The organism is Pantoea sp. S61 (assembly GCF_016625145.1).
Taxonomy (GTDB): Bacteria; Pseudomonadota; Gammaproteobacteria; order Enterobacterales; family Enterobacteriaceae; genus Pantoea; species Pantoea rwandensis_B.
Map to the genome: position 1 here is coordinate 42,578 of NZ_JACVUO010000009.1, position 25,353 is coordinate 67,930.

The window sequence follows — 25,353 nt, forward strand, 5'->3', positions numbered from 1 at the left end:
GGACTGAAGACACAAAAAAACCGCCCTTGGGCGGTCACGACATTACTGCATATTGCTTTGATTTTATTTGGTTTTAGCGACTACTAAATATGGTACCCGGGGCGGGACTTGAACCCGCACAGCCATAAGCCGAGGGATTTTAAATCCCTTGTGTCTACCGATTTCACCACCCGGGCAGGGTGTAAATTGGAGGCGCGTCCCGGAGTCGAACCGAGGTAGACGGATTTGCAATCCGTTGCATGGCCACTCTGCCAACGCGCCTTTATTCTGATGTGCCATCTGTCAGCAACAAACGACTAAATTTGGAGCGGGAAACGAGACTCGAACTCGCGACCCCGACCTTGGCAAGGTCGTGCTCTACCAACTGAGCTATTCCCGCAATTCACCAAACTCGCTGATTTTACTCAGCTTCTTGCAGACTTGCTGCCGTTCGATGCGATGCATTCTACTTATCTGACGCAATGAGTCAATAGAATTATCCACACAGTGCGTCCGTTTGCTGCTTTTTAAATCGCATCGATCAGCTATCGAGCAAATCACCGCGTGCGGCGCTCAAATACTGGAACATTGACCAGAAGGTCAGCACCGCGGCGATATACAGTGCGACGACACCCACCCCCACCACCGTAGCGTCTGGACGCCACAGCAAGGCGAACAGAGAGAACATCTGCGCCGTGGTTTTCACTTTGCCAATCCAGGAAACCGCTACGCTGCTGCGCTTACCAATCTCCGCCATCCACTCACGTAAGGCTGAGATGATAATTTCGCGCGCAATCATGGTCGCTGCCGGTAAGGTAATCCACCAGGCGTGGAAATACTCGGCAACCAGTACCAACGCAATGGCCACCATCACTTTGTCAGCTACAGGATCGAGGAAAGCGCCAAAACGCGTGGTTTGCTTCCAGCGGCGGGCAAGAAAACCATCAAACCAGTCAGTCACGGCGGCAACCACAAAGATCAATGCAGTGGCAAAAGGTGCCCATTGAAAAGGCAGATAAAATGCCAGCACAAAGAATGGAATCAGTACAACTCGAAACAGGGTAAGACACGTCGGAATGTTAAATTGCATATGCCAGTAACTGTCTGGTGTGAGTAGAATTTAACGTATGTTCCTACATTGCCCCCCCTGTTTCAATGCTAGTGTTTCAGCGAGTAGTAGATTTTTTCCGCCAGCGCGAAGGAAATCCCCGGCACTTTAGCAATCTCATCCACGCTGGCATTCATCAGGGGTTGCAGGCCCCCCATGTACTTAAGCAGCTGTTGGCGCCGTTTTGGCCCGACCCCTTCAATGCTTTCTAGTGCACTGGTGTTCTTCACTTTCGCACGTTTTTTCCGGTGCCCCGAAATTGCATGATTGTGAGAGTCATCACGAATATGTTGAATCACATGCAGTGCAGGCGAGTCTGGCGGCAACGAAACCCCCTCACCTTCCGCTTCAAAGAACAACGTTTCCAGACCCGCTTTACGGTCAGTGCCTTTTGCCACGCCCAGCAAAATGGGACGATCTTTATCCCATGGCACATCCAGCTCTGCAAACACTTGTTTCGCCTGCGCCAGCTGGCCTTTACCGCCATCGATGATGATGACATCAGGGATTTTGTCCTCTTCCAGCGCTTTACCATAACGACGACGTAATACCTGGTTCATCGCGGCGTAATCATCGCCAGGCGTGATGCCTTCAATGTTATAGCGGCGGTAATCTGAACGCAGCGGTCCATCGCGGTTAAAGACCACACACGAAGCTATCGTCTGCTCACCCATGGTGTGACTGATGTCGAAACATTCCATGCGCTTGATGCTGTCGAGTTCGAGAAAGACTGCCAGCGCCGCCAGTCGCTGCTGAATAGTGGAGTGCTGAGACAGTTTCGTGGTCAACGCGGTGGCAGCGTTGGTGCGCGCCAGTTTAAGGTAGCGCGCCCGATCGCCGCGCGGTTTACTTTGAATATTGACCTTGCGGCCGGCCAATTCACTCAAAGAATCGGCCAGCAACTCGCGTTCAGGCAGGCTAAAATCCAGCAGAATATCAGCTGGCAAAGTGCGTGCTTCGCTGCCCTGCAGATAAAACTGGCCGACAAAGGTTTGCACCACTTCGGTGAGATCGGTATCGGCTGGCACTTTCGGGAAGTAACTGCGGCTGCCCAGCACTTTGCCCTGCCGAATAAACAGCACGTGCAGGCAAGCCATACCGGCGTCGAATGCCACCCCCATCACATCAAGGTCATCCCCCTGATTGGAGACAAACTGCTTCTCGGTGACGCGTCGTACCGCCTGAATCTGATCGCGCAGACGCGCCGCTTCTTCGAAGCGCAATCCATAGCTGGCCTCTTCCATGCGTTTGACCAGTTGGTTGATTACTTGATCATCTTTACCGGCAAGAAACAGCCGCACGTAGTCCGTTTGCTGCGCATACTCATCTTCGCTGACCAACCCCGCTACGCATGGCCCAAGGCAACGGCCAATCTGATATTGCAAACAGGGGCGAGAGCGGTTGCGATAAACACTGTTTTCACACTGTCGAATCGGGAACACTTTCTGCAACAGCGCCAGGGTTTCACGCACCGCATAGCCATTAGGGAAAGGCCCAAAATATTCCCCTTTCGCGTGTTTAGCACCACGATGCATCGCCAGTCGCGGATGCGCGTCTGCACTCAGGAATATATAGGGATAGGATTTATCATCACGCAGCAGCACGTTATAGCGAGGCTGATAAAGCTTGATGTAATTGTGTTCAAGCAGCAAAGCTTCGGTTTCGGTATGCGTCACCGTCACGTCGATGTTTTGGATGTTACTGACCAGGACTTCGGTTTTTCGACTGCCTACCTGAGTGCGGAAATAACTGGTCAGGCGCTTTTTGAGGTCTTTCGCTTTACCGACATAGATCACCGTGCCTGTCGCGTCATACATGCGGTAGACGCCGGGCTGACTGGTCACGGTGCTCAGAAAGGCTTTGGAATTGAAAACGTCACTCACTACTGATTAACGGCTCCGCATTATAGAGACCATGTCGAATGGCCAGATGCGTTAACTCTACGTCGCCACTGATGTTCAACTTACTGAACATGCGATAACGGTAACTGTTAACGGTTTTCGGGCTGAGATTAAGCTGCTCGGAAATTTCCGTCACCTTTTGCCCTCGGGTGATCATCAGCATAATCTGCAATTCCCTTTCCGACAAACAGCTAAAGGGCGATTCGGCTTTTTGCGGCTCGATTTGGCTAAGCGCCATTTGCTGCGCAATATCTGATGCGATATAGCGCTGACCTGAATGCACTGAACGAATCGCACTCACCACTTCCTGCGGGGCCGCACCTTTGCTCAGATAACCCGCCGCACCGGCTTGCATCACTTTTGCCGGCAGCGGATTTTCGGTATGGATGGTCAGCATAATAATGCGGATGTCAGGATTGAAGCGCACAATTTTTCGCGTGGCTTCCAGACCGCCGATGCCCGGCATATTCATGTCCATCAGCACCACGTCCACCGGATTGCTGCGGCACCATTTCACCGCATCTTCACCACAAGCCACTTCCCCGGCAATTACCAATCCCTTCATATCTTCCAGTATGCGGCGAATACCGGCGCGTACCAGTTCATGGTCATCAACAAGAAGCAGACTGATCAACGGGACGTACTCCGCAGGTTAGTGAGGGGAAAAATATATTTCAGGAGGGTCATCTTACCGGGTTTGCCGGGGAAAAAACATCTGGTTACGCAGATAAATCCCAAATGAAATGATACATATCAAATTGAGCTCATTCCCAGATATCTTTTGAGTAAAACGCACTAGCATGCAAGAATTAAAATGTGAAATTGTGACTAATATCATTATGTTATAATTTATGCTCTTTTCATTGACCGCTGGGCTTTGTAAAATAAAAATAACTTCAACGCCTGATTTTCCCTGCCTGTTAATAACGCAAACATCCATTTAATGTTGGTTTAATCTCCACCGCTTCGCCTGGGATAAATTCCTCATTCAACCATATGATATACTCTGTTTTTTACACACAAATATTGTGTCTACATTCAGTAACACCACCAAGGAGTCAAAGATGAGTGATGAAGACTTTTCAACATCGCGGGATACCCAGGCACTGGCCGACGAAGTGGCTTGCCTGAAAATGATGGTGACGCTGATTCTGAAAGGAATGGGCCAGGCGGATGCCGGTAAGGTTATTATTAACATGGAGCGCTATGTGCAAAGCGCGTTAGCGGATAAGCCGCAGGCGGAGGTGTTCAGCAACACCATTCGTCAGATTAAAACCGCCTACCGTCAGTAAGCGGTGAAGCCCCGCGCGATGCGCGGGGTGATCAACTGTGCGACTGCCAGTTCACTGAAACACCCAGTGACGGCAGCACCTCTTCCGGACTAAACCGGCGTGTGCCGCGATACTTGTCCGCCAGTGCCGGCTGATGAACCGGAATACGAATGGCAAACATATTATCCTCAGATTGAATCAAACCAGGTGATAAAGGTTCGTACACGACATGGTGCTGCTCAAACATTTTTTCCAGCATCGGCGTTGCTGAGCTGATCAGGTACTCCATACCGCTGAGTTCCGCCAACTGCACCGCATGCCACAAAATCGTCAGTGGCAGTTCTGCATCCACCTCAAGGCGTGCCGAAAAGCGTGACATTTCCCAGACTTTTTCCTGATCGAACGGCAGCACCATGCCTTCAGGCACTTCGGGTTCATGCCAGGGCAACAAACGTGCACAGCCGCAGATCCCCTGGCGCGCATTCCAGGCGATCATCCAGGTGACATCGGAGCGATCAAAGCGATCATACTCCTGTCCAGGCGTACTTAAGCGCGGCGGGATAGACCAACCTTCACCCCGCGCAAAAACGCTATAGCGATACGTTCCTAATTCTGCCAACAGAGAGGACGGCATATCCTTAAGCTGTGTTTGAATTACTTTCATCATGCGCCCCTGACATCCCCATGTTTGCAATGATTTCTTTGCGCCAGCCTGGCAAAGTTCCGGCGCAGGGTAGACAACTGACTAAAGAGTGGGAACTACTAAAATTAGTAGTTGCCTTTTTGCTATATCAGGCCAATTGCCGCCGCATAACACGCAATCTGCGTTTTATTGGAAACATTAAAACGCTTTTGCATATTCTTTTGGTGAAAATTCACCGTATGTTCTGAAATCGCTAAAATCAGTGAAATTTCCGCAGAAGTTTTTCCTTCTGCCGTCCATTTCAAAATTTCCAGTTCGCGTTGGCTAAAATCATTAGATAAAACCGCCATTGAACTATCATTTAGCCGCTCAAGCACGCGCAAACTCAGTTCCGCCAGTAGGTGCAGTTTCACCTCTAGCTGAACGCGTAAGTGTTGAGTCTGACTGTGAAGCGATGATGCTATAGATAATATACCAATGGCACGATTTGGCGCCATTGCCGAACAAGAAAAGCCGCTGTTAAGCCCTGCCGCATTCGCTTCAGCCCATAAATTACCGGCACCGGTAAATAAATCCCGTGTCCATTCCACGCCTCGTCCCGGCCGCTGACAAAGTAACAGCACCGGATCGACAGCATAATAATTTTCGCTTTCATAGCGCTTAACCCAGCTTTCCGGGTAAGTACTGAACAAAAACACGCGCGGCCGGGTAAAAGGCACGGGATGTTGAACCAGGAAAGCGAATGAATCAAAACCCATCGCTTCAATGTGTTTTTGTAATAGCGTTTTTACTTGAATCACTTCCGTCAGCGCCTGAAATTCATTTTCAGTTTTGCCACGCCAGACGAAATAATTATCGGTCGTCATTATTGCCTCAGCGTTGTTTCACGCTTTAACTTGTTATTCGTTCTGATTAACACAAAAAATAAATTAACTAGAGAAAAAATATTGATTGAAATGAGAGCAGCCCACGGGGTAACAATCATAACCATCCTGTTGTCAATGCGTTACCATTATGGGGAACTGAAAGCAGATACATTTTGCCAACAGCTTCACAACTTTAATCCTCTTTCCTGATTAGAATAGGATTTTTCCGAAGGAGTTTCAATCACCCTATTCATCGAAAATCATCATTAGATTGATAAATTTTTAGCATCGTCATTAACCAAAATCACTCACTTTGAAAGCGATTACTGAGGGTAATAGCGGTATTTGTGGGACGACGCCTATTCGGCTCATTCTTAATCCCAGTGATTTCTGTAGTGAGCGGTATAACGTGATTTCCGTCACCCTCTTTTCCAGCTACGCTTAGAGGATGTACGGGTGATGACGCTGTGGACTTTTCAGGGGAAGACGTTGCGCCCTCATGCATACTGGCGCATTGTCATGCGTATTCGAGCATCATAACGGGGCTGACTATGATGAACCAACTGGCATTACCTTTCCTTGTACTGGGCGGTTGTACAGCGCTGATGATCTTAAAAGATCTTTTCCGTCACCCGCATCCGGTGGCCATCATGAATATCATCTGGCCGCTGACCGGCCTCTATATGCCGTTCATCGGATGGTTAGCCTGGTGGTATCTGGGCCGTAAACCTTCACGTCAGGTAAAACTTGCGCTGCTGGTTCCACAAAAAATTCAGAGTAATGCCAGCTGGCAAACAATATTTATTTCCACCTCATTATCTGCTGCGGCCTGTATATTTGGCGACATAATGACCCTACCAATAATCACCTTGCTAAATCAGTTCGCCATTATGCCAACGCTTTGGATGCAGGCAATTATTTGCTTGATAGTTTCTCTGGTGGTGGGTTTATTTTTCCAGTTCCTGGCGATTCGCCAACGTGAAAAACGTTCATTTGGCCGGGCGTTATTATTAGCATTTAAAACCGAAACATTCCCCCTGCTGATTTATCAATTAGGTATTTTTATCTTTATGGCACTGGCACTAAAATTTGTTCTCAACCAGCAAATCAATCCGTTGCTGGTCGCTTTCTGGTTTATGTTACAACTGGCCATGATCATCGGTTTTCTATTCTCCTGGCCCGCTAATCATTTCCTGATAAAACGAGGGCTTAACCCCGCCGTCTAACTAACGACAGTATCCGGCGCCGCGCATGCCCAGGTGAAAATGTCCGGCATGCGCGGCGTTGTAATCCGGTCCTAACGCATTGCCAAAGGTCGCACAGCCGTTTTGCCATAAAGCGCGGAGCCCTGCAGCCGCATCCTCAGGTTGATGCCAGTTTTTTGCCACCTGCAGCCAGCGTCCATCTGCAAGCTGAAACCCTGTCACATCCCATGCATCTGCTGTTGCATGCTCGCTTAAACGCCCCTGCTGGCGATGATAGATATTTCGACAGGCGTAACTGCCGACGTGGCTGATGTGCCGAATCGGGCTGTTGATACCTGCCTGCTGCAAGGCGTGAGTGCTGTTGACGACATAGATTGTGCTGCTCACTGCCATGGGGCAACTGGCAAGAAAGCTGCTGCTCAATGTCACTTCACCAAAACCACTCACGCGCAAAGGTTGTTCAATAGGGCAATCACCTTTCAGTGCTGGCACCGCGCGAAATTCTACCCATCCCTGCTGACTGGCTCGCTGCATCACCGCCATACAGGCCGCAGGATCGTGACTCAGGCGCTGCAATTTGTAGCGCATCATCCATCCTTGTGGGTCAGTGACCGACAGCGGCGTAAACGGATTCCACTGCGGCGGCAAATGCGTTTTCAGCCACGGCAAACTCCACCAGCCACATAATGCCAACAGAGCAATCGCTAATAATGCGCGCATCACACCTCACGTTTACTCATAAAAAGAAGACGTAAGTGTAGGTGGCAAAATGGGGAGATAACGCAGAAAAGGCTTAATTGCTGAAGATTTACGCAAATGTACCGTGGATTATGCCATGTAAATATTTACTGACAGAGGAAACCCCGTAAAAGGTCACAATTGTAAAAAAACAATTACCGAGAATTGCAACCTTTCCACTATCTTATGCCACTTGCCCTATCAAACGGCACGTTATCTAACAGCCAGTAGAGCTGACACAACATCAAAACAGGAAAGATATATTTATGGTTGATCAATCCAAAGAGGCGCTTATCGAGGCCGAACAGCCCGATAAGCTCCAGCGTAATCTGCATAACCGCCATATCCAACTGATTGCTATCGGTGGCGCGATCGGCACCGGGTTGTTTATGGGCTCAGGTAAAACTATCAGCCTGGCCGGCCCCTCGATCATTTTCGTTTATATGATCATCGGTTTTATGCTGTTTTTCGTCATGCGCGCTATGGGCGAATTGCTGCTCTCAAATCTTGAATATAAATCATTCAGCGATTTTGCTGCCGACTTACTCGGGCCATGGGCGGGATATTTTACCGGCTGGACTTACTGGTTCTGTTGGGTGGTAACGGGCATTGCTGATGTCGTGGCCATTAGTGCCTATTTCCAACTCTGGTTCCCCGACTTTTCCATCTGGATGAGTGCGCTGCTGTGTATATTTGTGTTCCTGGCGCTCAATATCGCAACGGTGAAATTGTTTGGCGAAATGGAGTTCTGGTTCGCGATTATTAAAATCGTGGCGATTGTTGCTCTGATCGTGACCGGCATCGTGCTGGTCAGCATGCATTATCCTTCACCTAACGGCAGCGCCGCGGCCCTGAGCAATATCTGGGATCATGGCGGTATGTTCCCGAAAGGATTGAGCGGCTTCTTTGCTGGCTTCCAGATTGCGGTATTTGCCTTCGTCGGCATTGAGTTAGTGGGAACAGCCGCAGCAGAAACCAAAGATCCGCACAAGGTGTTGCCACGCGCGATTAACGCCATTCCGTTGCGCATCATTATGTTTTACGTTCTGGCGTTGCTGGTGATCATGGCGGTGACGCCGTGGAATCAGGTGATGCCAGACCGCAGCCCCTTCGTTGAGATGTTTGTGCTGATCGGATTACCCGCCGCCGCCAGCATCGTTAACTTCGTGGTGCTGACTTCTGCTGCATCATCCGCCAACAGCGGCATTTTCTCCACCAGCCGTATGCTGTACGGTCTGTCAGAACAAGGCGTGGCACACAAAGCGTTTGGCCGCCTGTCGGCACGCGCGGTTCCCACCACCGGGCTGTTTTTCTCCTGCTTCTGCCTGCTGTGCGGCGTGGCGCTGATTTACCTGATTCCCGATGTGATGACGGTATTCACCATGGTTACAACGGTATCGGCGATTTTGTTTATGTTCGTCTGGACCATCATCCTGTGCAGCTATCTGGCTTACCGCAAACAGCATCCACAACGTCATGCTGAGTCGAAGTTCAAGATGCCGCTGGGCAAGCTGATGTGCTGGGTGTGCATGGCGTTCTTCGCCTTTGTCATTGTCCTGCTGACCTTGCAAGATGATACTCGCCAGGCGTTGATGGTCACGCCGCTGTGGTTCGTCATTCTCACTATGGGCTGGTTGTTACGTCGTCGTAAAGCCTGATAGCCCTGCCGAAAAAAAGCCCCGAATGCTCGGGGCTTTTTTTATAACCTTTCGCGTAATTTATGCCATGCCTGCGCCAGTGAAGGCCGTACCGAAGGCTCCCTTTCCGGTGCCGGTTCGGGAACATGTGCCGATCCCAGATTGAAGGTGAAGGTGTAATTGGGCGCTTCCCCCATCCTTAAATCCGAAATCAAGGTATCTTCACCCTGCTGGCGCATGGCGTAAAAACCATGGCTGAACCACGCCACTCGCTCGGCATACCAGTCGCCTTTAAACGCATCGAACAATTCCGGGTTGCGCGGATGCCAATGAATTTCCAGTGCACGATCGGGTGACAGCAGTGACCAATAGGCTTCACCGTAACGATCGGGGGTCATAATCACGGTTCGCCACACCAGGGTATTAAACGCCGTTGGCGTCACCAGCACCTGCTGCGGCTTGATGGATTGATCGGTCAAATCACGATTGATATGCTGCGTCGCCACGCCCTGCACCACCATGCTCCAGCCGAGATACAGCGTACTGATCAGCAAGCCCGCCTGATTCCAGCGCAGCCCTACGCCATCACGCCGCCATAACGCCACCCCCAGCGTGATCAGCAATGGCAGTGTATACAACGGATCGATGATGTACATGCTGCCAATCGCGTAGGGGAAATCGGTAAACGGCAACCCCAGTTGCGTGCCGTACACCGTTGTCAGATCGAGCAATGGATGCGTAATCAGGGCCAGCCAAATTGCCAGACACCAACCGCGCCAGTGGGAGCGACTGCGGGTTGCACCTGCGATCAGCCAGGCCAGCAGGGGCGCAACTAACGTGAGCCATATCAGCGCATGGCTCTCAGTTCGATGCAGCGTCATATTGCGAATCGCATCGCCATGATCGATAAACACATCAAGATCGGGCAAGGTGCCGGCAATCGCCCCCACCAGCGCCGATTGCCATAACGGCACGCGCTTGCCCATTACCGCAACGGTGACCGCCGCGCCCAACGTCAGTTGTGATAGCGAATCCATGCACTCTCCTGGCTAAAGCGGGATCAACGCACGCGGATCCCTTCAATAATCATGCGCTGAACATTCTCCAGCGTTTGCTCAAAAAATTCAGGGTCACTCAGGGTCTGGCCGGTGATCGCTTCAACCTGCGAAGCAAAATCCGCGTAGTGTTGCGTGGTGGCCCACAACAGGAAAAACAGATGCTGAGGTTGCACACCGGCTAACCGCCCTTCTGCAATCCACTGCTCGATGATCGCCGCCTTCTCATCCACCAGCGCTTTTAAATCCCCGGCCAGTTCACCTTTGAGTAAAGGAGCGCCTTGTAGCATCTCGAGACAGAACAAGCGCGAGGCCTGCGGGTGATCGCGCGACACCTCCAGCTTAAGACGGATATATTTCCGAATGGCGGTCAGTGGGTCCTGATCGTGGCGCAGAGCACGCAGTGGTGCCAGCCATACATCAAGGATCTCCTTCAGAACCGCGATATACAGCACCTCTTTTGAGGGATAGTAGTAAAGCAAATTGGTCTTGGAGACATCGGCACGCTCTGCCACTTTATCGAGGCTGGTACCGTGAATACCGAACTGCGAGAAGAAGCTTAACGCCGCTTCCAGTATCGCAGCCCGTTTTGCGGCAACGGCACGTGAACGTCGGCCCGGTTGTTTTTCATCGCTTTTCACACTGTTACCTCTTCAATCCTGCCTGTCTGCATCATAACAAAGCCCCTCTTTCCTGCCTAATCGCTCGCCCTGCACCTTTTTTGACCACCGTGCGCATGAAAAACGTGCAAAAAGTTTTGACCAAACGGTCTGATTTAGACCAACCGCTCTACTTTCATCCTTTAAGGGTTTTTAACACATTGTTGTATAAGGCATTTAAAAATGTGGCACAGGCTTTGCAATTCTGTGACTGAGCGCCGCTCGCAGGATGCGTGCAGGAAGCAGTGCAGCGCGTAAAGCAATGCCCGTTCAATGCAGAGGGGTTTCACATGAAAATTGGCGTATTTATCCCGATTGGCAACAATGGCTGGCTCATCTCCACCCATGCGCCGCAGTACAAACCGACTTTTGAACTGAATAAAGAGATTGTGCTGAAGGCCGAGCATTATCACTTCGACTTTGCGCTCTCGATGATCAAACTGCGTGGCTTCGGAGGTAAAACCGAATTCTGGGATCACAACCTTGAATCCTTCACGCTGATGGCGGGGCTCGCGGCGGTGACCTCACGGATTGAGATCTATGCCACGGCAGCCACGCTGACGCTGCCCCCAGCAATTGTGGCGCGCATGGCCGCCACCATCGATTCGATTTCCAATGGCCGTTTCGGCGTCAATCTGGTCACCGGCTGGCAGAAACCCGAATACGAACAGATGGGATTGTGGCCGGGTGATGAGTACTTCTCCAGCCGTTACCAATACCTCACCGAGTACGTCACCGTGCTGCGCGATTTATGGGGCACCGGTCAGAGTGACTTCAAGGGTGAATTTTTCACCATGAATGACTGCCGCGTCAGCCCGCAACCGCAGAAACCGATGAAGGTGATCTGCGCCGGGCAGAGCGATGCCGGTATGGCGTTCTCCGCGCAGCATGCCGATTACAACTTCTGCTTCGGCAAAGGGGTCAACACGCCCACCGCTTTCGCCCCGACCGCCAGCCGCATGAAAGCCGCAGCGGATCACGCCGGGCGCGATGTTGGCTCTTACGTGCTGTTTATGATCATCGCCGCCGAAAGCGACGAGGCCGCGCGTGCCAAATGGGAGCATTACAAAGCAGGTGCCGATGAAGAAGCGCTTGCCTGGCTCACCACGCAAAGCCAGCAGGACACCAAATCGGGTAGCGATACCAACGTGCGTCAGATGGCCGATCCCACCTCAGCCGTCAACATCAATATGGGCACCCTGGTGGGTTCATACGCCAATGTGGCACGAATGTTGGATGAAGTGGCAGAGGTCGATGGCGCTCAAGGCGTACTACTGACCTTTGATGACTTCCTGCAAGGCATTGAAGATTTCGGCGAACGTATCCAGCCATTAATGCAGTGTCGTCAAAACGTTATCACTTCGCAGAAGGAGGTTGCCTGATGAGTACCGTAACCTGTGCCCATACGTCGAGTTTGCCCAATATCACCCTGCCCGCCCGGCCCGAAGCTATCGCACTGCCGCCGGCGCAAAGTGCCTTGATCGTCGTGGATATGCAAAACGCCTATGCCACCGAAGGGGGTTATCTGGATCTTGCCGGTTTTGATGTCTCCGCCACCAAACCCGTGATCGCCAAAATTCATCAGGCGGTCACCGCGGCACGCGCCGCTGGCATGCAGATTATCTGGTTCCAGAACGGCTGGGACGACCAGTACATCGAAGCGGGTGATGCTGGCTCGCCTAACTTCCATAAGTCGAATGCACTGAAAACCATGCGTAAGCGCCCGGAGTTACAGGGCACGCTGCTGTCGAAAGGCGGCTGGGATTATGCGCTGGTGGATGAACTGGTGCCACAGGCAGGAGACATCGTGCTGCCCAAACCGCGCTACAGCGGCTTCTTCAATACCCCACTCGACAGCATGCTGCGCAGCCGCGGTATCCGCCATCTGGTGTTCACCGGTATAGCCACCAACGTGTGTGTCGAATCCACGCTGCGTGATGGCTTCTTCCTCGAATATTTTGGCGTGGTGCTGGAAGACGCCACTTATCAGGCTGGACCGCCGTTTGCTCAGCAGGCGGCGATTTTCAACATCGAAACCTTCTTTGGCTGGGTCAGTGACACAGACACCTTTTGTGAAGCCCTGAAGGCTTAAGGCCAATCTCACCTGCAAAACCATAACGATAAGGAACTGCGACGATGCCTAAAAGTGTGATTATCCCTGCCGGTAGCGGCACCCCGATTGCGCCCTTTGTGCCGGGAACGCTGGCCGATGGCGTGGTTTACGTGTCAGGTACGCTACCGTTCGATGCCAGTAACAATGTGGTCCACGTCGGCGATGCAGCAGCACAAACCCGCCACGTGCTGGAAACCATTAAAAAGGTGATCGAGACCGCCGGTGGCAAGATGAGTGATGTCACTTTCAACTCTATATTCCTCACCGACTGGAGCAACTACGCCGCGATTAATCAGGTTTACGCCGAGTATTTTCCCGGCGACAAGCCTGCGCGCTTCTGCATTCAGTGCGGATTGGTTAAACCAGACGCACTGATTGAAATTGCCAGCGTCGCGCACATCGGTCCCCAGGAGGCGTAATGCACCTTGAGATTCATGGTTTAACCGCTGCCGACGCGCCAACGCTGGTGCTGTCGTCCGGCCTGGGTGGCGTGGCGGGCTTTTGGCAACCCCAGCTAGCGGCACTCACTCCTCATTATCGGGTGGTGACTTACGATCAGCGCGGTACCGGTCGCAGTGCCGATACGCTGCCTGAAGGCTACAGCATGGCGATGATGGCCGCCGAACTGGCTGAACGACTGGCGCAACATGACATTCACCATTACGACATTATTGGCCACGCGCTGGGTGGCCTGATTGGCCTGCAGCTGGCCCTGGATTATCCCGACCGTGTCGGCCGCATCGTGGTGATTAATGGCTGGCTGTCGCTGGATCCTCACACTCAACGCTGCTTCCAGGTGCGGCAGGATCTGCTGCTCAACGTGGGCGTTGAAGCCTTCGTGCGGGCGCAGCCGCTGTTCCTCTATCCGGCTGAATGGCTGGCGCGCCATCAGGCGCGTATCACGGCTGAAGATGCTCATCACGTGGCTCATTTTCAGGGTATGGAGAATCTGCTACGTCGATTACATGCATTAATGAACTGTGATTTTCGTGCCCATGCAGCGCGGATTCAGCAACCGGTGTTAGCCATCTGTAGCCAGGACGATCTACTGGTGCCGTGGAGCTGCTCGCCACTGCTGGCCCAGGCGTTGCCTGACAGCAGTCTGATTGAGATGCCGTGGGGTGGACATGCTATGAGCGTGACCGATGCCGATAACTTCAACGCACTGCTGCTGCAATGGTTGGCCGAAACCGCTGCACCTGCACAGCGTGCCGCAAGTTGAACAGAGGAGTTGAATCATGAGTGTGCATGAATTGCCGCTGCCGCCCAATGTTGACCGCGATGCTTTTCGCCATGCCATGGCACGATTGGGTGCTGCGGTGAATATCATCACCACCGACGGTCCAGCGGGTCGCGCCGGATTCACCGCATCTGCGGTCTGCAGCGTGACGGATACGCCGCCTACTTTGCTGGTGTGTCTGAATCGTTCGGCATCGGTCTGGCCGACCTTTCGGGATAATGGCTATCTGTGCGTCAACACCCTGGCAGCCGGTCATGAGGATCTTTCTACGCTGTTTGGTGGTAAAACGCCGATGGATCAGCGTTTTGCTGCGGCTAACTGGCACACGCTGGCCAGCGGTTCACCGCTGCTGGAGGGTGCCACCGTGTCGTTTGATTGTAAAATCACCCAGGTGGTCAGTGTTGGCACACACGACGTTTTGATGTGTGAAGCGCTGGCGCTGGTACGTAACGATGATTCCCATGGCCTGGCGTGGTTTGACCGTGGATATCATCACCTTTTACGGCAGGACGCCCGCTAACGCCGCTCTGCGCGGCCCGGTTCCACCGCTACCCTGGAGAAAACGATGGCGAATTCCTGGTTCCCCCGCTGGCAGAAAAAGTCAGCCATGACCGAAGATGGGCTGATTGCACCGGATGAAACCCTGCCGTTTGGGCAGACATTTGTCCTGGGCCTGCAGCATGCTGTAGCAATGTTTGGCGCGACGGTATTGATGCCGTTGCTGATGGGACTAGACCCCAATCTGGCGATTCTGGTTTCCGGCATCGGCACGCTGCTGTTTTTTGTTGTGACCGGCGGCCGCGTCCCCAGTTATCTCGGATCCAGCGCCGCCTTTGTTGGGGTCATTATCGCGGTGACCGGATTTAACGGCCAGGGATTGAACCCTAATCTGGCCCTGGCGCTGGGCGGGGTCATTGCGTGTGGCGCACTCTATACCCTGATTGGCCTGATTGTGATGAAAGTCGGTACGGGTTGGATTGAACGCCTGATGCCGCCTGTCGTCACCGGTGCAGTGGTGATGGCGATTGGCCTTAATCTGGCTCCAATCGCCGTGCACGGTGTTTCTGCATCGATGTTTGACAGCTGGATGGCGGTGATGACGGTGTTATGCATCGGCGTGGTCGCGGTCTTCACTCGCGGTCTGGTTCAGCGCTTACTGATTCTGGTTGGCCTGATTGTCGCCTGGGCGATCTACGCCTTGCTCACCAATGTGTTTGGCCTCGGCAAGCCGGTCGATTTTAGCGGTGTCGCCAATGCGCCATGGTTTGGTTTACCGCACACCACCGCACCGGTGTTTGATATGCAGGCGATAGTGATGATTGCCCCTATCGCCATCATTCTGGTGGCTGAAAACCTTGGTCATATTAAAGCCGTTGCCGGTATGACGGGGCGCAATCTGGATCCCTGGATGGGGCGTGCGTTTGTCGGGGATGGCCTCGCCACCATGCTGTCAGGTTCGATGGGAGGTAGCGGCGTGACAACTTACGCAGAGAATATCGGCGTCATGGCGGTCACCAAAGTCTATTCGACACTGGCGTTTGTCGCGGCAGCAGTGATTGCGCTGATACTCGGCTTTTCACCGAAGTTTGGTGCCTTGATCCATACCATTCCCGGCCCGGTGATTGGCGGTGCCTCTATTGTGGTATTCGGCTTGATTGCCGTGGCAGGTGCGCGAATCTGGGTGCAAAACAACGTTGATTTCAGTCAGAACGGCAATTTAATCATGGTGGCCACCACGTTAGTGCTGGGCGCTGGCGATTTCGCTTTGAAGATCGGCAGTTTCACCATTGGGGGAATTGGCACAGCAACCTTCGGTGCCATCATTCTTAACGCGATCCTCAAACGTCGTGGTGCCGCACTGGCAAACCAGGCGGCACGACAGCAACCTTAAGGCTCCAGCGGTGCCTGCTCAGGCACCGCTTTCTTGCGGCGAAGTCGTAGCTCGCTGACGATGACCCCACAGACGATCAGCGCACCACCCAACAGGGCGGCGGCCGGTAAACGTTCACCCGCAATACGCCCTACCACCCCTGCCCAGACCGGTTCACCGGCGTAAATCACTGTGGCACGTGTCGGCGACACGCTGCGCTGCGCCCAGTTCATTGTCACCTGAATCAACGCACTGGCCGCACCTAGCCCCAGTGCACTCAACAGCAATGGCGTTGAGAATGTTGGGACCGACTCGCCGTTAGGGATCATAAAGACAAAGGCACAGGCCGATGCGACCATCAGCTGAATCAGCGTCACACGACGCACATCTACCTGCCCGGCAAAGCGGCTAATCAGAATGATTTCAGCCGCGATGGCCAGCGTACTGAGCAATGTGGCTATTTCACCGGCGTTTAATGTCAGGCTGCCATCTTGTGGCCCGGCCACCAGCACTAAACCGGTGAACGCCAGCATGATGCCAATCCATGCCATTAATCCAGGTGGGCGGCGCAGAAATATCCATTGCAGCAACGGCACCACCGGCACATACAGCGCCGTTAAAAACGCCGACTGACTGCTGGAAATGGTTTGCATTCCCCAGGTTTGTAAGCCGTAGCCACCGGCAATCGCCAGTCCTATCAACGCACCGGCCTTAACTTCGAGCCATGTCATGTGTTTCAGGTAGCGACGAAAGAAGAAGGCCAGCAACAGCGATGCCGTCGCAAAGCGCAGCCCCACAAAGAAAAACGGACCAGAGTGCGCCATCGCCCGGTGTACCACCAAAAAGGTGCCCCCCCAAACCATGGTGATGAAGATAAGAACGAGTTCCTGACGCGTAATACGCAGGCTGAGACGTGAGCTTGAAGCGGACATAACGCACCAAAATATTCGATTGGCGGTCATTTTTGCCTGGTCATGAGGGGAAATGCAATCTTTGTTACCGCCGGGCGAACCCGGCGGAGGGGGAATCAAACACAATCACATTACTTCTTGCTGCGACTGCGTCCCCCTTTTTCACCTGCTTCGGAAGCGCGTTGCGGGTCGTTCCTAAAATTACCGCCGCTATTTTTGCCGCCTTTACGTCCGGCTTCCGCGGCTCTCTCGCGATCCTCCGCGAAATTACCTGATCCTCCACGATGTTGTGCCATCATTTCCTCCAGGGATTGAGCATCTGTGGTTAGACCTTTTCATCCAATAGGGTGAAAAGAGAGACGACGTAGTATTCGCGCCGCCTGATGAAAGAATAGTCAACTCAACTAGACATTCAGCTAATATTCACACTTTGAAACACATAATTCACTTAATTATCCATCATAAACCAGATTAATCTCCAGCTTACAAGCGGTTAGCCCGGCAAAAAGCGCAGCACTGAACTGCCCCCATATATCCTCCCTTCCGGCACCTTACGCAGTCTCTTCTATACTTCTGAATACTCATCACCCTCAGCAGGATAGAAAACCATGGCAAAAGTTTTGGTGCTTTATTACTCAATGTATGGACATATCGAAACCATGGCGCAAGCCGTGGCTGAAGGCGCAAAGAGTGTGAGCGGTGCAGAAGTCACTATTCTTCGTGTACCGGAAAGCATGGATGCGGAGAGATTTGCGCAGGTGGGCGGCAAGGTGAATCAGTCAGCGGCTGAAGCAAAACCTGAAGATTTAACCCAATACGACGCCATCATCGTGGGTACGCCAACCCGCTTTGGCAACATGGCCGGTCAGATGCGTAATTTCTGGGATCGCACTGGTGGATTGTGGGCCTCTGGTGCGCTGTACGGCAAACTCGCCAGTGTATTCGCCTCGACTGGCACCGGTGGCGGTCAGGAACAAACGATTACCTCGGTATGGACCACTCTCGCCCATCACGGCATGGTCATCGTGCCCATTGGTTATGGCACCAAAGAACTTTTCGATATTTCTCAGGTTCGGGGCGGTACGCCTTATGGCGCCACCACGATTGCTGGCGGTGATGGCTCACGCCAACCGTCTGCGGAGGAACTGGGAATTGCCCGCTATCAGGGCCAATACGTCGCCGGACTGGCGGTAAAACTGCAAGGATAAATCCACAACAGGAGACCTTTATGGCCACAGAACAGTCGAAAGCTCACCACGTGGGCGAATGGGCCACGCTGCGCCACACCTCACCTGAAATTGCTGAAGCCATTTTTGAGGTGGCGAATTATGACGAACGACTCGCGGAAGAAATCTGGCGTCAGCAAGGAAGCGACGATGTGCTACTCCGCGCTTTTGATAAGACCGATCAGGACGTTCTGACGTGGGACGACAAAACCGTCGAGCGTAAAAACGTTTAAAACGCAGGCGGGCATGTCCCGCCTTTGTCATTTTTTCTGCCAAGGAACCCTTTATGTCAGCCTACCAAAGCATCAACCCGGCCAATAATCAGTTGCTGAAATCCTGGCCTAATCACGATGACACCTTCATGCAGCAGGCACTCAGCGCGGCTGACGAACTCTACCACTCTACGTGGTGCAAAGGCGATATGCAGCCACGCCTGCAGGTGCTGCACCGACTGGCCGATTTGATTGATCAACGCGTTGATGAATTAGCGGAGATTGCGAGTCGTGAAATGGGCAAGTTAATCGGGCAGAGCCGAGGTGAAGTAAAAATTTGCGCACAGATCGCCAGATATTATGCGGAACATGCGGCTCACTTGTTACAGGCACAACCCTATCCCAGTACGGTGGGCGATGCCTGGCTTGAGTATCACCCAATAGGGGTGGTGGTGGCCGTCGAGCCCTGGAACTTCCCTTATTACCAGCTGATGCGTGTGCTGGCACCAAATCTGGCACTGGGAAATCCGGTGCTGGCGAAACATGCCAACATTGTGCCGCACTGTGCGGATGTCTTCGAAAAACTGGTTGAAGAAGCGGGTGCTCCAAAGGGTGCGTGGACCAATCTGTTTATCTCGAATCAACAAGTCGCCGATCTGATTGCCGATCCGCGCGTGCAAGGTGTCGCGCTAACGGGCTCTGAACGTGCCGGCAGCGCCGTGGCGGAACAAGCTGGTAAGCATCTGAAAAAATCCACGCTGGAGTTAGGCGGCAATGATGTATTCGTGGTGCTGGACGATGCCGATATCGACGAAGCTGTGCGCCAGGGTGCGCAGGCGCGATTGAGCAACTGTGGTCAGGTGTGTACAGCAGCTAAACGCTTTATTCTGCACGAAAAAATCGCGACTGAGTTTATGGCGAAGTTTAGTGCGGCCCTGCAATCGGCCAAACCGGGGGATCCACTGGATGAGAGCACCACGCTGGGTCCGCTTTCATCGAAAGAGGCACGCGACCGTTTAGTGAAGCAGGTTGAAGATGCGATTAAGCAGGGTGCGCATGTTGAACTGGGCGGCAAAGTGATTGAAGGCGTGGGTTGTTATTATCAGCCGACCATACTCACCGGTCTTACGCCGCAAAACCCTGCCTATTACCAGGAGTTTTTTGGACCCGTCGCACAGGTTTATGTGGTGGCTGACGATCGCACCGCCGTCGCGCTGGCCAATGATTCGCACTATGGCTTAGGCGGTTCAGTCTGGACGCGCGATATTCTGCGTGGGCGCAACATGGCATCGCAGATCGAGACAGGTATGGTGTTTATTAATTCCCAAAGCGATACCGCCGCAGAATTGCCGTTTGGTGGCGTGAAACGCTCAGGCTATGGACGCGAATTGTCCGATCTTGGCCTGAAGGAGTTTGCGAACCAAAAGCTGGTGGTCGTGGCTGGTTAACGCAAATAAAAAACCCCGTCGCGACGGGGTTTTTTCATGGTAGCAACGCTAGTTGCTGGCAGGTGCCGGTTTTGCCGCCTCGCCTTCCGGCTTGGCTGGCGTCGCATCTGACTGCGCTTTCTGCGCTGCAGCGGCATCGGCCTTCGCTTTGTCCTCCGCCGCTTTCTGCGCGGTGGCTTTCTCGGCTTTCGCTTTATCCTCTGCTGCTTTTTGCGCAGCCGCTTTATCCGCCTTCACCTTCTCTTCAGCAGCTTTAGCATCAGCCGCTTTCTGCGCCGCTGCTTTATCTGCTGCGGCTTTGTCGGCGGCCGCTTTATCAGCCGCGGCTTGATCTGCTTTGGCCTTCGCGTCGTCATTGGCAGCAGGCGCAGGTTGTGCCGCTGGCTGCGCTGCCGGAGTCGGAGCAGCTGGCTGCAGCGGTGTGCCCTGCAGAGCAGTATTCAACGCGGTAGCAAACTGATCCCAGCTGCAGTAACCATTGGCATCGGCATCGCAGCCTGCCAGTTGCAGCGTGACGCGCTTCGGCGGGTTTTTCAGGCTCAGCACATCGGCATTACGCAGTTGTTCTGCGGTCTGATAAACGTATTCCACTTTCAGCAGGTCTTTGTTGTTTTTAGCATCGTGCCAACGCTCAAACACCACCTGGCCACCGATAGGCGTTTTCTCATCGTTGCCCGGCAGCTCGTATGGCTTAACCTGCAATGCGCTGAGCAGTGAAGCAATATTCGAATCGTGCCCCACCATCACCGTGACTTTCGGTGCGTTCGCTTTGTCTTGATCCACTAACTGGCTGCGGATGTAATCCACCAGCGGTGCGGCCACTTCGCGTGCAACATCGGGAGAAGTAAACAGCGCATCCTGATAACCATTTTTGATCGCTGCGAGAGATTTCCACTGCTCAGGGGTTTTGATCTGGCCCCAGGCCACCTGATCGGCGGGGAAACCTTCGTAATATTGCAGCGTGAAGGCGTCGACCAGGGAATTACCGATTTTCAGCGGCCCGTTCACGTTAGGCTCTTTGCCATTTTCCGCGCTGAAGGTGTTATCGCCGCTGCTCAGATCACACTGTTTTTTGCCGTTACAGGCCGGTGCAGATTTATAATCAACAATCTTTTCTAACTGCTGGAAAGCCGGTTTCAGCGCCAGCTTCTCATTCGCAGCCGTCATCGCCGCCAGCGCTTTCTTATTGAATGCGTCGCTGCCGTCCGTGATCACCGGATTAAAGATAGGATCCATGGTTCCCATCGCATCCTGATGCGTCACGGAAACATCACAGCCCGGGAAAGCACCGGTAATGAAGTACTGCGCGGTCGCTACCGTACGTTGCAGGCTATTGGCATAGACGAAGATGTTGCTGCTATCCGGGCAGGTGCCGCTTTCCACCAGGCCCTGCTGTGCCAGCCACTGACGGGTATAGTTACCCATGTAGACTTCCAGCACGCCGCCTTTGGTGGTTAACTCGCCGCCGGGCACATCCCACTGCGGCCAATTCTTCTTGGTGGATTGTTCCAGCACGCTGCCGTTGTTGGCTAACGGTGCGCGCAGATTGTGACGGCTCAGCATCAGCACTTGCTGTAACTGCATATCTCCATCTGCCGCGTAAGCAGACATACCGATCGGGAGCGCAGCGATAACTGACAACGCGCAAAGACTCAGTTTCTTGATCATTGTGCCTATTCCATAATTCATCAGTGAAACACTCTGGCATTCAGACGATTAGCTCGCCATTGAGCGAATTACCGCACAGTGTAACCCAGCTTGCCTCGGAAAATCGCCAGATGTTTACAAAAACCGTGAATGGAATATAGCAGTAAACGCGCGTGCCGTCGGGTTACGGCAGCAGATTGAAAAGCAACGGGATGTTTTTCGGAATTCAGGAACGCAGAAAAGCAAAAAGCCCGCATTTCTGCGGGCTTCTTTAATATGGCGGAGGAACAGAGATTCGAACTCTGGGATGGTTTCCCATCGACGGTTTTCAAGACCGTTGCCTTAAGCCACTCGGCCACCCCTCCGCAATGAGGCGCACTATAAACATCCCCCCGAACGATGTAAAGCGTGGATTGAATCGTTCGCCTGAAAAACAGCCAAAATCCATTTTTTCGCTGTCAAAATCACCATTCTGCTCAGTGAAACAGCAATTTATCGCGTAAAGATGGGTAAAACGACTTTGCTGTCTGGGAGCCGTTGCGTATCCTCAGGCCATATTTGGTGTTCTCTCTCTATAATGGAGCGCATGATGGATAGAATAATTAGCTCGTCACAGCAGCAATCGCTGATCAGCACCCACAAAGTGCTGCGCAATACCTACTTCTTACTGGGCCTGACGCTGGCGTTTTCCGCGGTCACCGCCACGCTCAGCACCGTGTTTGCTCTGCCCTCTCCGGGCTTAATTTTGATGCTGGTCGGTTTTTACGGTCTGATGTTCCTGACCTACCGTCTGGCAAATAGCCCGGCAGGGATTCTGGCGGCCTTCGCCTTTACCGGCTTCCTCGGTTACTGCCTCGGTCCCATTCTGAGCTCTTTCCTCGCTGCGGGCATGGGCGATGTGATTGCCATGGCGCTGGGCGGCACAGCGCTGGTGTTCTTCTGCTGCTCGGCCTACGTCCTGACCACACGTCGTGACATGTCCTTCCTCGGCGGCATGATGATGGCTGGCTTCGTGGTGCTGCTGGTTGCGGTCGTGGCGAATATCTTCCTGCAACTGCCAGCGCTGCATCTGGCGATCAGTGCGCTGTTTATCCTGTTCTCTGCGGGTGCGATTCTGTGGGAAACCAGTAACATCATTCATGGCGGCGAAATCAACTACATCCGCGCCACCGTGAGCTTGTATGTCTCGCTGTACAATATCTTTGTCAGTCTGCTGAGCCTGTTAGGTTTCGCCAGCAAAGATTAAGTCATTGTAGTTAACACGACTAACCCCGCTTCGGCGGGGTTTTTGCTTTTTTACCGCAGGCGAACTTACAATACGCGCCTTAATGCTGTGAGGAATAACTGTGATTTTTGCCGGTAAAGAGATCGCCACCGATGCGGAAGGCTACTTAAAAAATAGTGCGGACTGGAGCGAAGCACTCGCTGCGGTGATTGCGGAGAATGAAGCCATTGTGATGAGTGAGGCTCACTGGGAAGTGGTGCACTTTGTGCGCGCCTTCTATCAGGAGTTCAATACTTCCCCTGCGGTGCGCATGCTGGTGAAAGCCATGGCGCAGAAATATGGCGAGGAAAAAGGCAATAGCCGTTACCTGTTCCGACTGTTCCCGGAAGGTCCGGCAAAACAAGCCACTAAAATTGCCGGTTTGCCAAAACCTGCCAAGTGTTTGTAATTAGCCAGTCGTAAATCGCGTGGGCATCGGCGTGGGTTGATGAGGTTCCACCAGCACTTTATCAACCCGAGCGCTGGTCGGCCCACCTGCTTTTAGCCAGGCGATTAACGCATCCACTTTTTGTTCATCGCCAGCGGCCAGCACTTCAACACTGCCGTCGCGCAGATTATGCGCATAGCCAGTAACGCCTAATTTATTGGCCTGTGACTGCGTGTAATAACGAAAGCCCACGCCTTGCACAATACCGTGCACCCAAATTTTATAGCAAGTGTTCGCCATGGCGATCTCCCCATTGTGCGTTGCAATTTGCCGCCATCCACCGGAAAATGGCGCCTCATTTTTTCAGGTAAGCATAGCAAACATGACTGTTCGATTGATTCTCGCTAAGGGACGTGAAAAATCCCTGCTCCGCCGCCATCCGTGGGTGTTCTCAGGTGCCGTTGCCCGTATGGAAGGCAAAGCCCAGTCTGGTGAAACCATTGATGTCTGCGACAGCAATGGTAAATGGCTGGCCCGTGCCGCTTATTCCCCGCAGTCACAAATTCGCGCGCGCGTCTGGAGCTGGCAGCAGGATGAGTCAATCGACATCGCCTTTTTTGTGCGTGCTTTCGAAAAAGCGCAGCAGTGGCGCGAATGGCTGGCGCAGCGCGATGGCCTTGATAGCTATCGCCTGATTGCCGGTGAATCGGATGGCATGCCTGGCGTGACCATTGACCGTTTCGGCAACTTTATGGTGCTGCAACTGCTCTCTGCCGGAGCTGAATATCAACGTCCGGCGATTCTCTCTGCTTTGCAGCAATGCTTCCCAACTTGCGCTATTTACGATCGTTCTGATGTTGCCGTGCGCAAAAAAGAGGGACTGGAACTGACACAAGGTCCGGTGACCGGCGAGTTGCCTCCGCCGCTATTGCCGATTACCGAACACGGTATGAAATTGCTGGTCGACATTCAGGGTGGCCATAAAACCGGTTACTACCTTGATCAACGTGACAGCCGTTTTGCCACGCGCCGCTACGCTGAGAACGCTCGTGTGCTGAACTGTTTCTCCTACACCGGTGGATTTGCCGTGTCAGCTTTGATGGGCGGCTGCCGTGAAGTGATCAGCGTGGATACGTCACAGGATGCGCTGGATGTGGCAAAACAGAACGTGGAGCTGAATGGCCTCGATCTATCGCGTGCACAGTTCGTTCGTGATGATGTGTTCAAACTGCTGCGTCGCTATCGTGACAGCGGCGAAAAGTTTGACGTCATTGTAATGGACCCGCCGAAGTTTGTTGAGAACAAGAACCAGCTGATGGGCGCCTGCCGCGGATATAAAGATATCAATATGCTGGCGATGCAGTTGCTCAATCCTAACGGCATTCTGCTGACATTCTCATGCTCAGGACTGATGGCCACCGATCTGTTCCAGAAAATTATCGCCGATGCCGCAGTCGATGCGGGTCGTGATGTACAATTTGTTGAGCAGTTCCGTCAGGCAGCCGATCATCCCGTGATCGCGAGCTATCCTGAAGGGCTTTATCTGAAAGGATTTGCCTGCCGCGTGCTGTGACTTGAAAATCTGCACCCTGCCTCCATATTAGAGACAGGGCACAGTTTTGGGAGGCACAATGATTACCAGTAAATTTGGAATTGGACAGCAGGTCCGTCACCGTCTCTCCGGGGTGCTCGGCGTTATCGTGGATGTCGACCCGGAGTTTTCACTCGATGAACCCGAACAGGATGATGTGGCCGCCAGTGAAACCCTGCGTGCCGCACCCTGGTATCACGTGGTGATGGAAGATGAAGAAGGTGAACAGGTACACACCTATGTCGCCGAAATTCAGTTAGCAGGTGAAACGTCGTATGAGCATCCTGAGCAACCTTCGATGGATGAACTCGCCGCTTCTATCCGGCAGCAGTTGCAGGCACCCAGCCTGCGCCATTAATGCTAACGGCGACCTTGGTCGCC

Annotated in this window: 28 protein-coding genes and 4 tRNA genes; 16 read left to right on the forward strand and 16 right to left on the reverse strand. The window is 53.0% G+C overall.

What is annotated here, in order from left to right; genetic code table 11:
* Window positions 1–90 precede the first annotated feature (90 nt).
* From IAE30_RS17170 to uvrY, 6 genes are all read right to left on the reverse strand, one after another.
* Window positions 91–176 (reverse strand) — tRNA-Leu (locus tag IAE30_RS17170).
* An 11-nt stretch (window positions 177–187) separates the two neighbouring features.
* Window positions 188–261: transfer RNA gene (locus IAE30_RS17175), tRNA-Cys, on the reverse strand.
* A 42-nt stretch (window positions 262–303) separates the two neighbouring features.
* Window positions 304–379 (reverse strand) — tRNA-Gly (locus IAE30_RS17180).
* 141 nt (window positions 380–520) lie between these two features.
* Complete coding sequence (gene pgsA, locus IAE30_RS17185; RefSeq protein ID WP_034820295.1) at window positions 521–1,069, reverse strand: CDP-diacylglycerol--glycerol-3-phosphate 3-phosphatidyltransferase; 549 nt, start codon at window positions 1,067–1,069, stop codon at window positions 521–523.
* 68 nt (window positions 1,070–1,137) lie between these two features.
* Window positions 1,138–2,970: an excinuclease ABC subunit UvrC gene (uvrC, locus tag IAE30_RS17190; protein ID WP_038647705.1), complete on the reverse strand. Its 1,833-nt coding sequence runs from the start codon at window positions 2,968–2,970 to the stop codon at window positions 1,138–1,140.
* On the reverse strand, window positions 2,963–3,622 hold the full coding sequence (gene uvrY / locus IAE30_RS17195; RefSeq protein ID WP_034820300.1) for a UvrY/SirA/GacA family response regulator transcription factor: 660 nt from the start codon (window positions 3,620–3,622) through the stop codon (window positions 2,963–2,965). Before uvrY ends, uvrC begins: the two co-directional genes overlap by 8 nt.
* Window positions 3,623–4,052: 430 nt before the next feature.
* Between uvrY and IAE30_RS17200 the strand changes: the two genes are divergently transcribed.
* Window positions 4,053–4,280 carry a DUF2594 family protein gene (locus IAE30_RS17200; RefSeq protein ID WP_034820303.1) on the forward strand — a complete coding sequence of 76 codons (228 nt, stop codon included), beginning with the start codon at window positions 4,053–4,055 and terminating at the stop codon, window positions 4,278–4,280.
* A 31-nt stretch (window positions 4,281–4,311) separates the two neighbouring features.
* On the opposite strand, the gene IAE30_RS17205 is transcribed toward IAE30_RS17200, so the two are convergent.
* Both IAE30_RS17205 and sdiA read right to left on the reverse strand, forming a co-directional pair.
* Complete coding sequence (locus IAE30_RS17205; RefSeq protein ID WP_200680519.1) at window positions 4,312–4,923, reverse strand: acyl-homoserine-lactone synthase; 612 nt, start codon at window positions 4,921–4,923, stop codon at window positions 4,312–4,314.
* A 122-nt stretch (window positions 4,924–5,045) separates the two neighbouring features.
* On the reverse strand, window positions 5,046–5,768 hold the full coding sequence (gene sdiA, locus IAE30_RS17210; RefSeq protein ID WP_038647707.1) for a transcriptional regulator SdiA: 723 nt from the start codon (window positions 5,766–5,768) through the stop codon (window positions 5,046–5,048).
* Window positions 5,769–6,319: 551 nt separating this feature from the next.
* Here sdiA and IAE30_RS17215 point away from each other — a divergent pair.
* Window positions 6,320–6,994: a DUF4396 domain-containing protein gene (locus tag IAE30_RS17215; protein ID WP_034820313.1), complete on the forward strand. Its 675-nt coding sequence runs from the start codon at window positions 6,320–6,322 to the stop codon at window positions 6,992–6,994.
* Here IAE30_RS17215 and IAE30_RS17220 read toward each other — a convergent pair whose 3' ends face one another.
* Entirely contained in the window at window positions 6,995–7,693 is a 699-nt protein-coding gene (locus IAE30_RS17220; protein WP_038647709.1) for an extensin family protein, read from the reverse strand.
* A gap of 284 nt (window positions 7,694–7,977) precedes the next feature.
* Here IAE30_RS17220 and cycA point away from each other — a divergent pair, with 284 nt between their 5' ends.
* Window positions 7,978–9,369: a D-serine/D-alanine/glycine transporter gene (gene cycA, locus IAE30_RS17225; protein ID WP_038647711.1), complete on the forward strand. Its 1,392-nt coding sequence runs from the start codon at window positions 7,978–7,980 to the stop codon at window positions 9,367–9,369.
* A 41-nt stretch (window positions 9,370–9,410) separates the two neighbouring features.
* Here cycA and IAE30_RS17230 read toward each other — a convergent pair whose 3' ends face one another.
* Together IAE30_RS17230 and rutR are read right to left on the reverse strand one after the other, a co-directional pair.
* Entirely contained in the window at window positions 9,411–10,385 is a 975-nt protein-coding gene (locus IAE30_RS17230) for a metal-dependent hydrolase (protein WP_038647713.1), read from the reverse strand.
* 23 nt (window positions 10,386–10,408) lie between these two features.
* Window positions 10,409–11,044, reverse strand: coding sequence for an HTH-type transcriptional regulator RutR (gene rutR, locus IAE30_RS17235; RefSeq protein ID WP_034820328.1), 636 nt, complete (start codon window positions 11,042–11,044; stop codon window positions 10,409–10,411).
* 308 nt (window positions 11,045–11,352) lie between these two features.
* Here rutR and rutA point away from each other — a divergent pair, with 308 nt between their 5' ends.
* From rutA to rutG, 6 genes are read left to right on the forward strand one after another with little or no spacing between them, the layout of a single operon-like run.
* Window positions 11,353–12,444, forward strand: a complete 1,092-nt coding sequence (gene rutA, locus IAE30_RS17240; RefSeq protein ID WP_038647715.1) for a pyrimidine utilization protein A — start codon at window positions 11,353–11,355, stop codon at window positions 12,442–12,444.
* A complete protein-coding gene (gene rutB, locus IAE30_RS17245; protein ID WP_038647717.1) occupies window positions 12,444–13,154 on the forward strand; it encodes a pyrimidine utilization protein B in 711 nt (236 codons plus the stop codon). The genes rutA and rutB overlap by 1 nt, the downstream gene beginning before the upstream one ends.
* Before the next feature lie 44 nt (window positions 13,155–13,198).
* Window positions 13,199–13,594: a pyrimidine utilization protein C gene (gene rutC, locus IAE30_RS17250; RefSeq protein ID WP_038647719.1), complete on the forward strand. Its 396-nt coding sequence runs from the start codon at window positions 13,199–13,201 to the stop codon at window positions 13,592–13,594.
* Complete coding sequence (gene rutD / locus IAE30_RS17255; protein WP_038647721.1) at window positions 13,594–14,397, forward strand: pyrimidine utilization protein D; 804 nt, start codon at window positions 13,594–13,596, stop codon at window positions 14,395–14,397. Before rutC ends, rutD begins: the two co-directional genes overlap by 1 nt.
* A 16-nt stretch (window positions 14,398–14,413) precedes the next feature.
* Window positions 14,414–14,935 (forward strand): NADH-dependent FMN reductase RutF, encoded by a 522-nt coding sequence (gene rutF, locus IAE30_RS17260; protein WP_038647722.1) that lies wholly within the window; start codon window positions 14,414–14,416, stop codon window positions 14,933–14,935.
* Window positions 14,936–14,980: 45 nt separating this feature from the next.
* Entirely contained in the window at window positions 14,981–16,306 is a 1,326-nt protein-coding gene (gene rutG, locus IAE30_RS17265) for a pyrimidine utilization transport protein G (RefSeq protein WP_200680472.1), read from the forward strand.
* On the opposite strand, the gene IAE30_RS17270 is transcribed toward rutG, so the two are convergent.
* Window positions 16,303–17,217, reverse strand: a complete 915-nt coding sequence (locus IAE30_RS17270) for a DMT family transporter (protein WP_200680473.1) — start codon at window positions 17,215–17,217, stop codon at window positions 16,303–16,305. The genes rutG and IAE30_RS17270 overlap by 4 nt on opposite strands.
* 110 nt (window positions 17,218–17,327) lie before the next feature.
* On the reverse strand, window positions 17,328–17,492 hold the full coding sequence (locus IAE30_RS17275) for a general stress protein (RefSeq protein ID WP_071845623.1): 165 nt from the start codon (window positions 17,490–17,492) through the stop codon (window positions 17,328–17,330).
* A gap of 312 nt (window positions 17,493–17,804) precedes the next feature.
* Between IAE30_RS17275 and wrbA the strand changes: the two genes are divergently transcribed.
* Genes wrbA through IAE30_RS17290 form a run of 3 tightly spaced genes read left to right on the forward strand, consistent with a single transcriptional unit; the run spans window position 17,805 to window position 20,082 of the window.
* Window positions 17,805–18,404 (forward strand): NAD(P)H:quinone oxidoreductase, encoded by a 600-nt coding sequence (gene wrbA, locus IAE30_RS17280; RefSeq protein WP_038647730.1) that lies wholly within the window; start codon window positions 17,805–17,807, stop codon window positions 18,402–18,404.
* A 20-nt stretch (window positions 18,405–18,424) separates the two neighbouring features.
* On the forward strand, window positions 18,425–18,655 hold the full coding sequence (locus IAE30_RS17285; protein ID WP_038647733.1) for a YccJ family protein: 231 nt from the start codon (window positions 18,425–18,427) through the stop codon (window positions 18,653–18,655).
* A gap of 53 nt (window positions 18,656–18,708) precedes the next feature.
* Window positions 18,709–20,082, forward strand: a complete 1,374-nt coding sequence (locus tag IAE30_RS17290; RefSeq protein WP_038647734.1) for an NAD-dependent succinate-semialdehyde dehydrogenase — start codon at window positions 18,709–18,711, stop codon at window positions 20,080–20,082.
* Window positions 20,083–20,130: 48 nt separating this feature from the next.
* Here IAE30_RS17290 and agp read toward each other — a convergent pair whose 3' ends face one another.
* Both agp and IAE30_RS17300 read right to left on the reverse strand, forming a co-directional pair.
* Complete coding sequence (gene agp, locus IAE30_RS17295; protein ID WP_200680474.1) at window positions 20,131–21,750, reverse strand: bifunctional glucose-1-phosphatase/inositol phosphatase; 1,620 nt, start codon at window positions 21,748–21,750, stop codon at window positions 20,131–20,133.
* Window positions 21,751–22,006: 256 nt separating this feature from the next.
* Window positions 22,007–22,094, reverse strand: a tRNA-Ser gene (locus tag IAE30_RS17300).
* Window positions 22,095–22,318: 224 nt separating this feature from the next.
* Between IAE30_RS17300 and yccA the strand changes: the two genes are divergently transcribed.
* Together yccA and tusE are read left to right on the forward strand one after the other, a co-directional pair.
* Complete coding sequence (yccA, locus tag IAE30_RS17305; RefSeq protein ID WP_200680521.1) at window positions 22,319–22,975, forward strand: FtsH protease modulator YccA; 657 nt, start codon at window positions 22,319–22,321, stop codon at window positions 22,973–22,975.
* 100 nt (window positions 22,976–23,075) lie between these two features.
* On the forward strand, window positions 23,076–23,402 hold the full coding sequence (tusE, locus tag IAE30_RS17310; RefSeq protein WP_038647738.1) for a sulfurtransferase TusE: 327 nt from the start codon (window positions 23,076–23,078) through the stop codon (window positions 23,400–23,402).
* Here the strand turns inward: tusE and yccX are convergent, their stop codons facing one another.
* Window positions 23,403–23,681 carry an acylphosphatase gene (gene yccX / locus IAE30_RS17315; protein WP_038647740.1) on the reverse strand — a complete coding sequence of 93 codons (279 nt, stop codon included), beginning with the start codon at window positions 23,679–23,681 and terminating at the stop codon, window positions 23,403–23,405.
* A gap of 82 nt (window positions 23,682–23,763) precedes the next feature.
* Between yccX and rlmI the strand changes: the two genes are divergently transcribed.
* Together rlmI and hspQ are read left to right on the forward strand one after the other, a co-directional pair.
* Window positions 23,764–24,954: a 23S rRNA (cytosine(1962)-C(5))-methyltransferase RlmI gene (gene rlmI / locus IAE30_RS17320; RefSeq protein ID WP_038647742.1), complete on the forward strand. Its 1,191-nt coding sequence runs from the start codon at window positions 23,764–23,766 to the stop codon at window positions 24,952–24,954.
* A 58-nt stretch (window positions 24,955–25,012) separates the two neighbouring features.
* Window positions 25,013–25,330: a heat shock protein HspQ gene (gene hspQ / locus IAE30_RS17325; RefSeq protein WP_034820407.1), complete on the forward strand. Its 318-nt coding sequence runs from the start codon at window positions 25,013–25,015 to the stop codon at window positions 25,328–25,330.
* The last annotated feature ends 23 nt before the right edge of the window (window positions 25,331–25,353 follow it).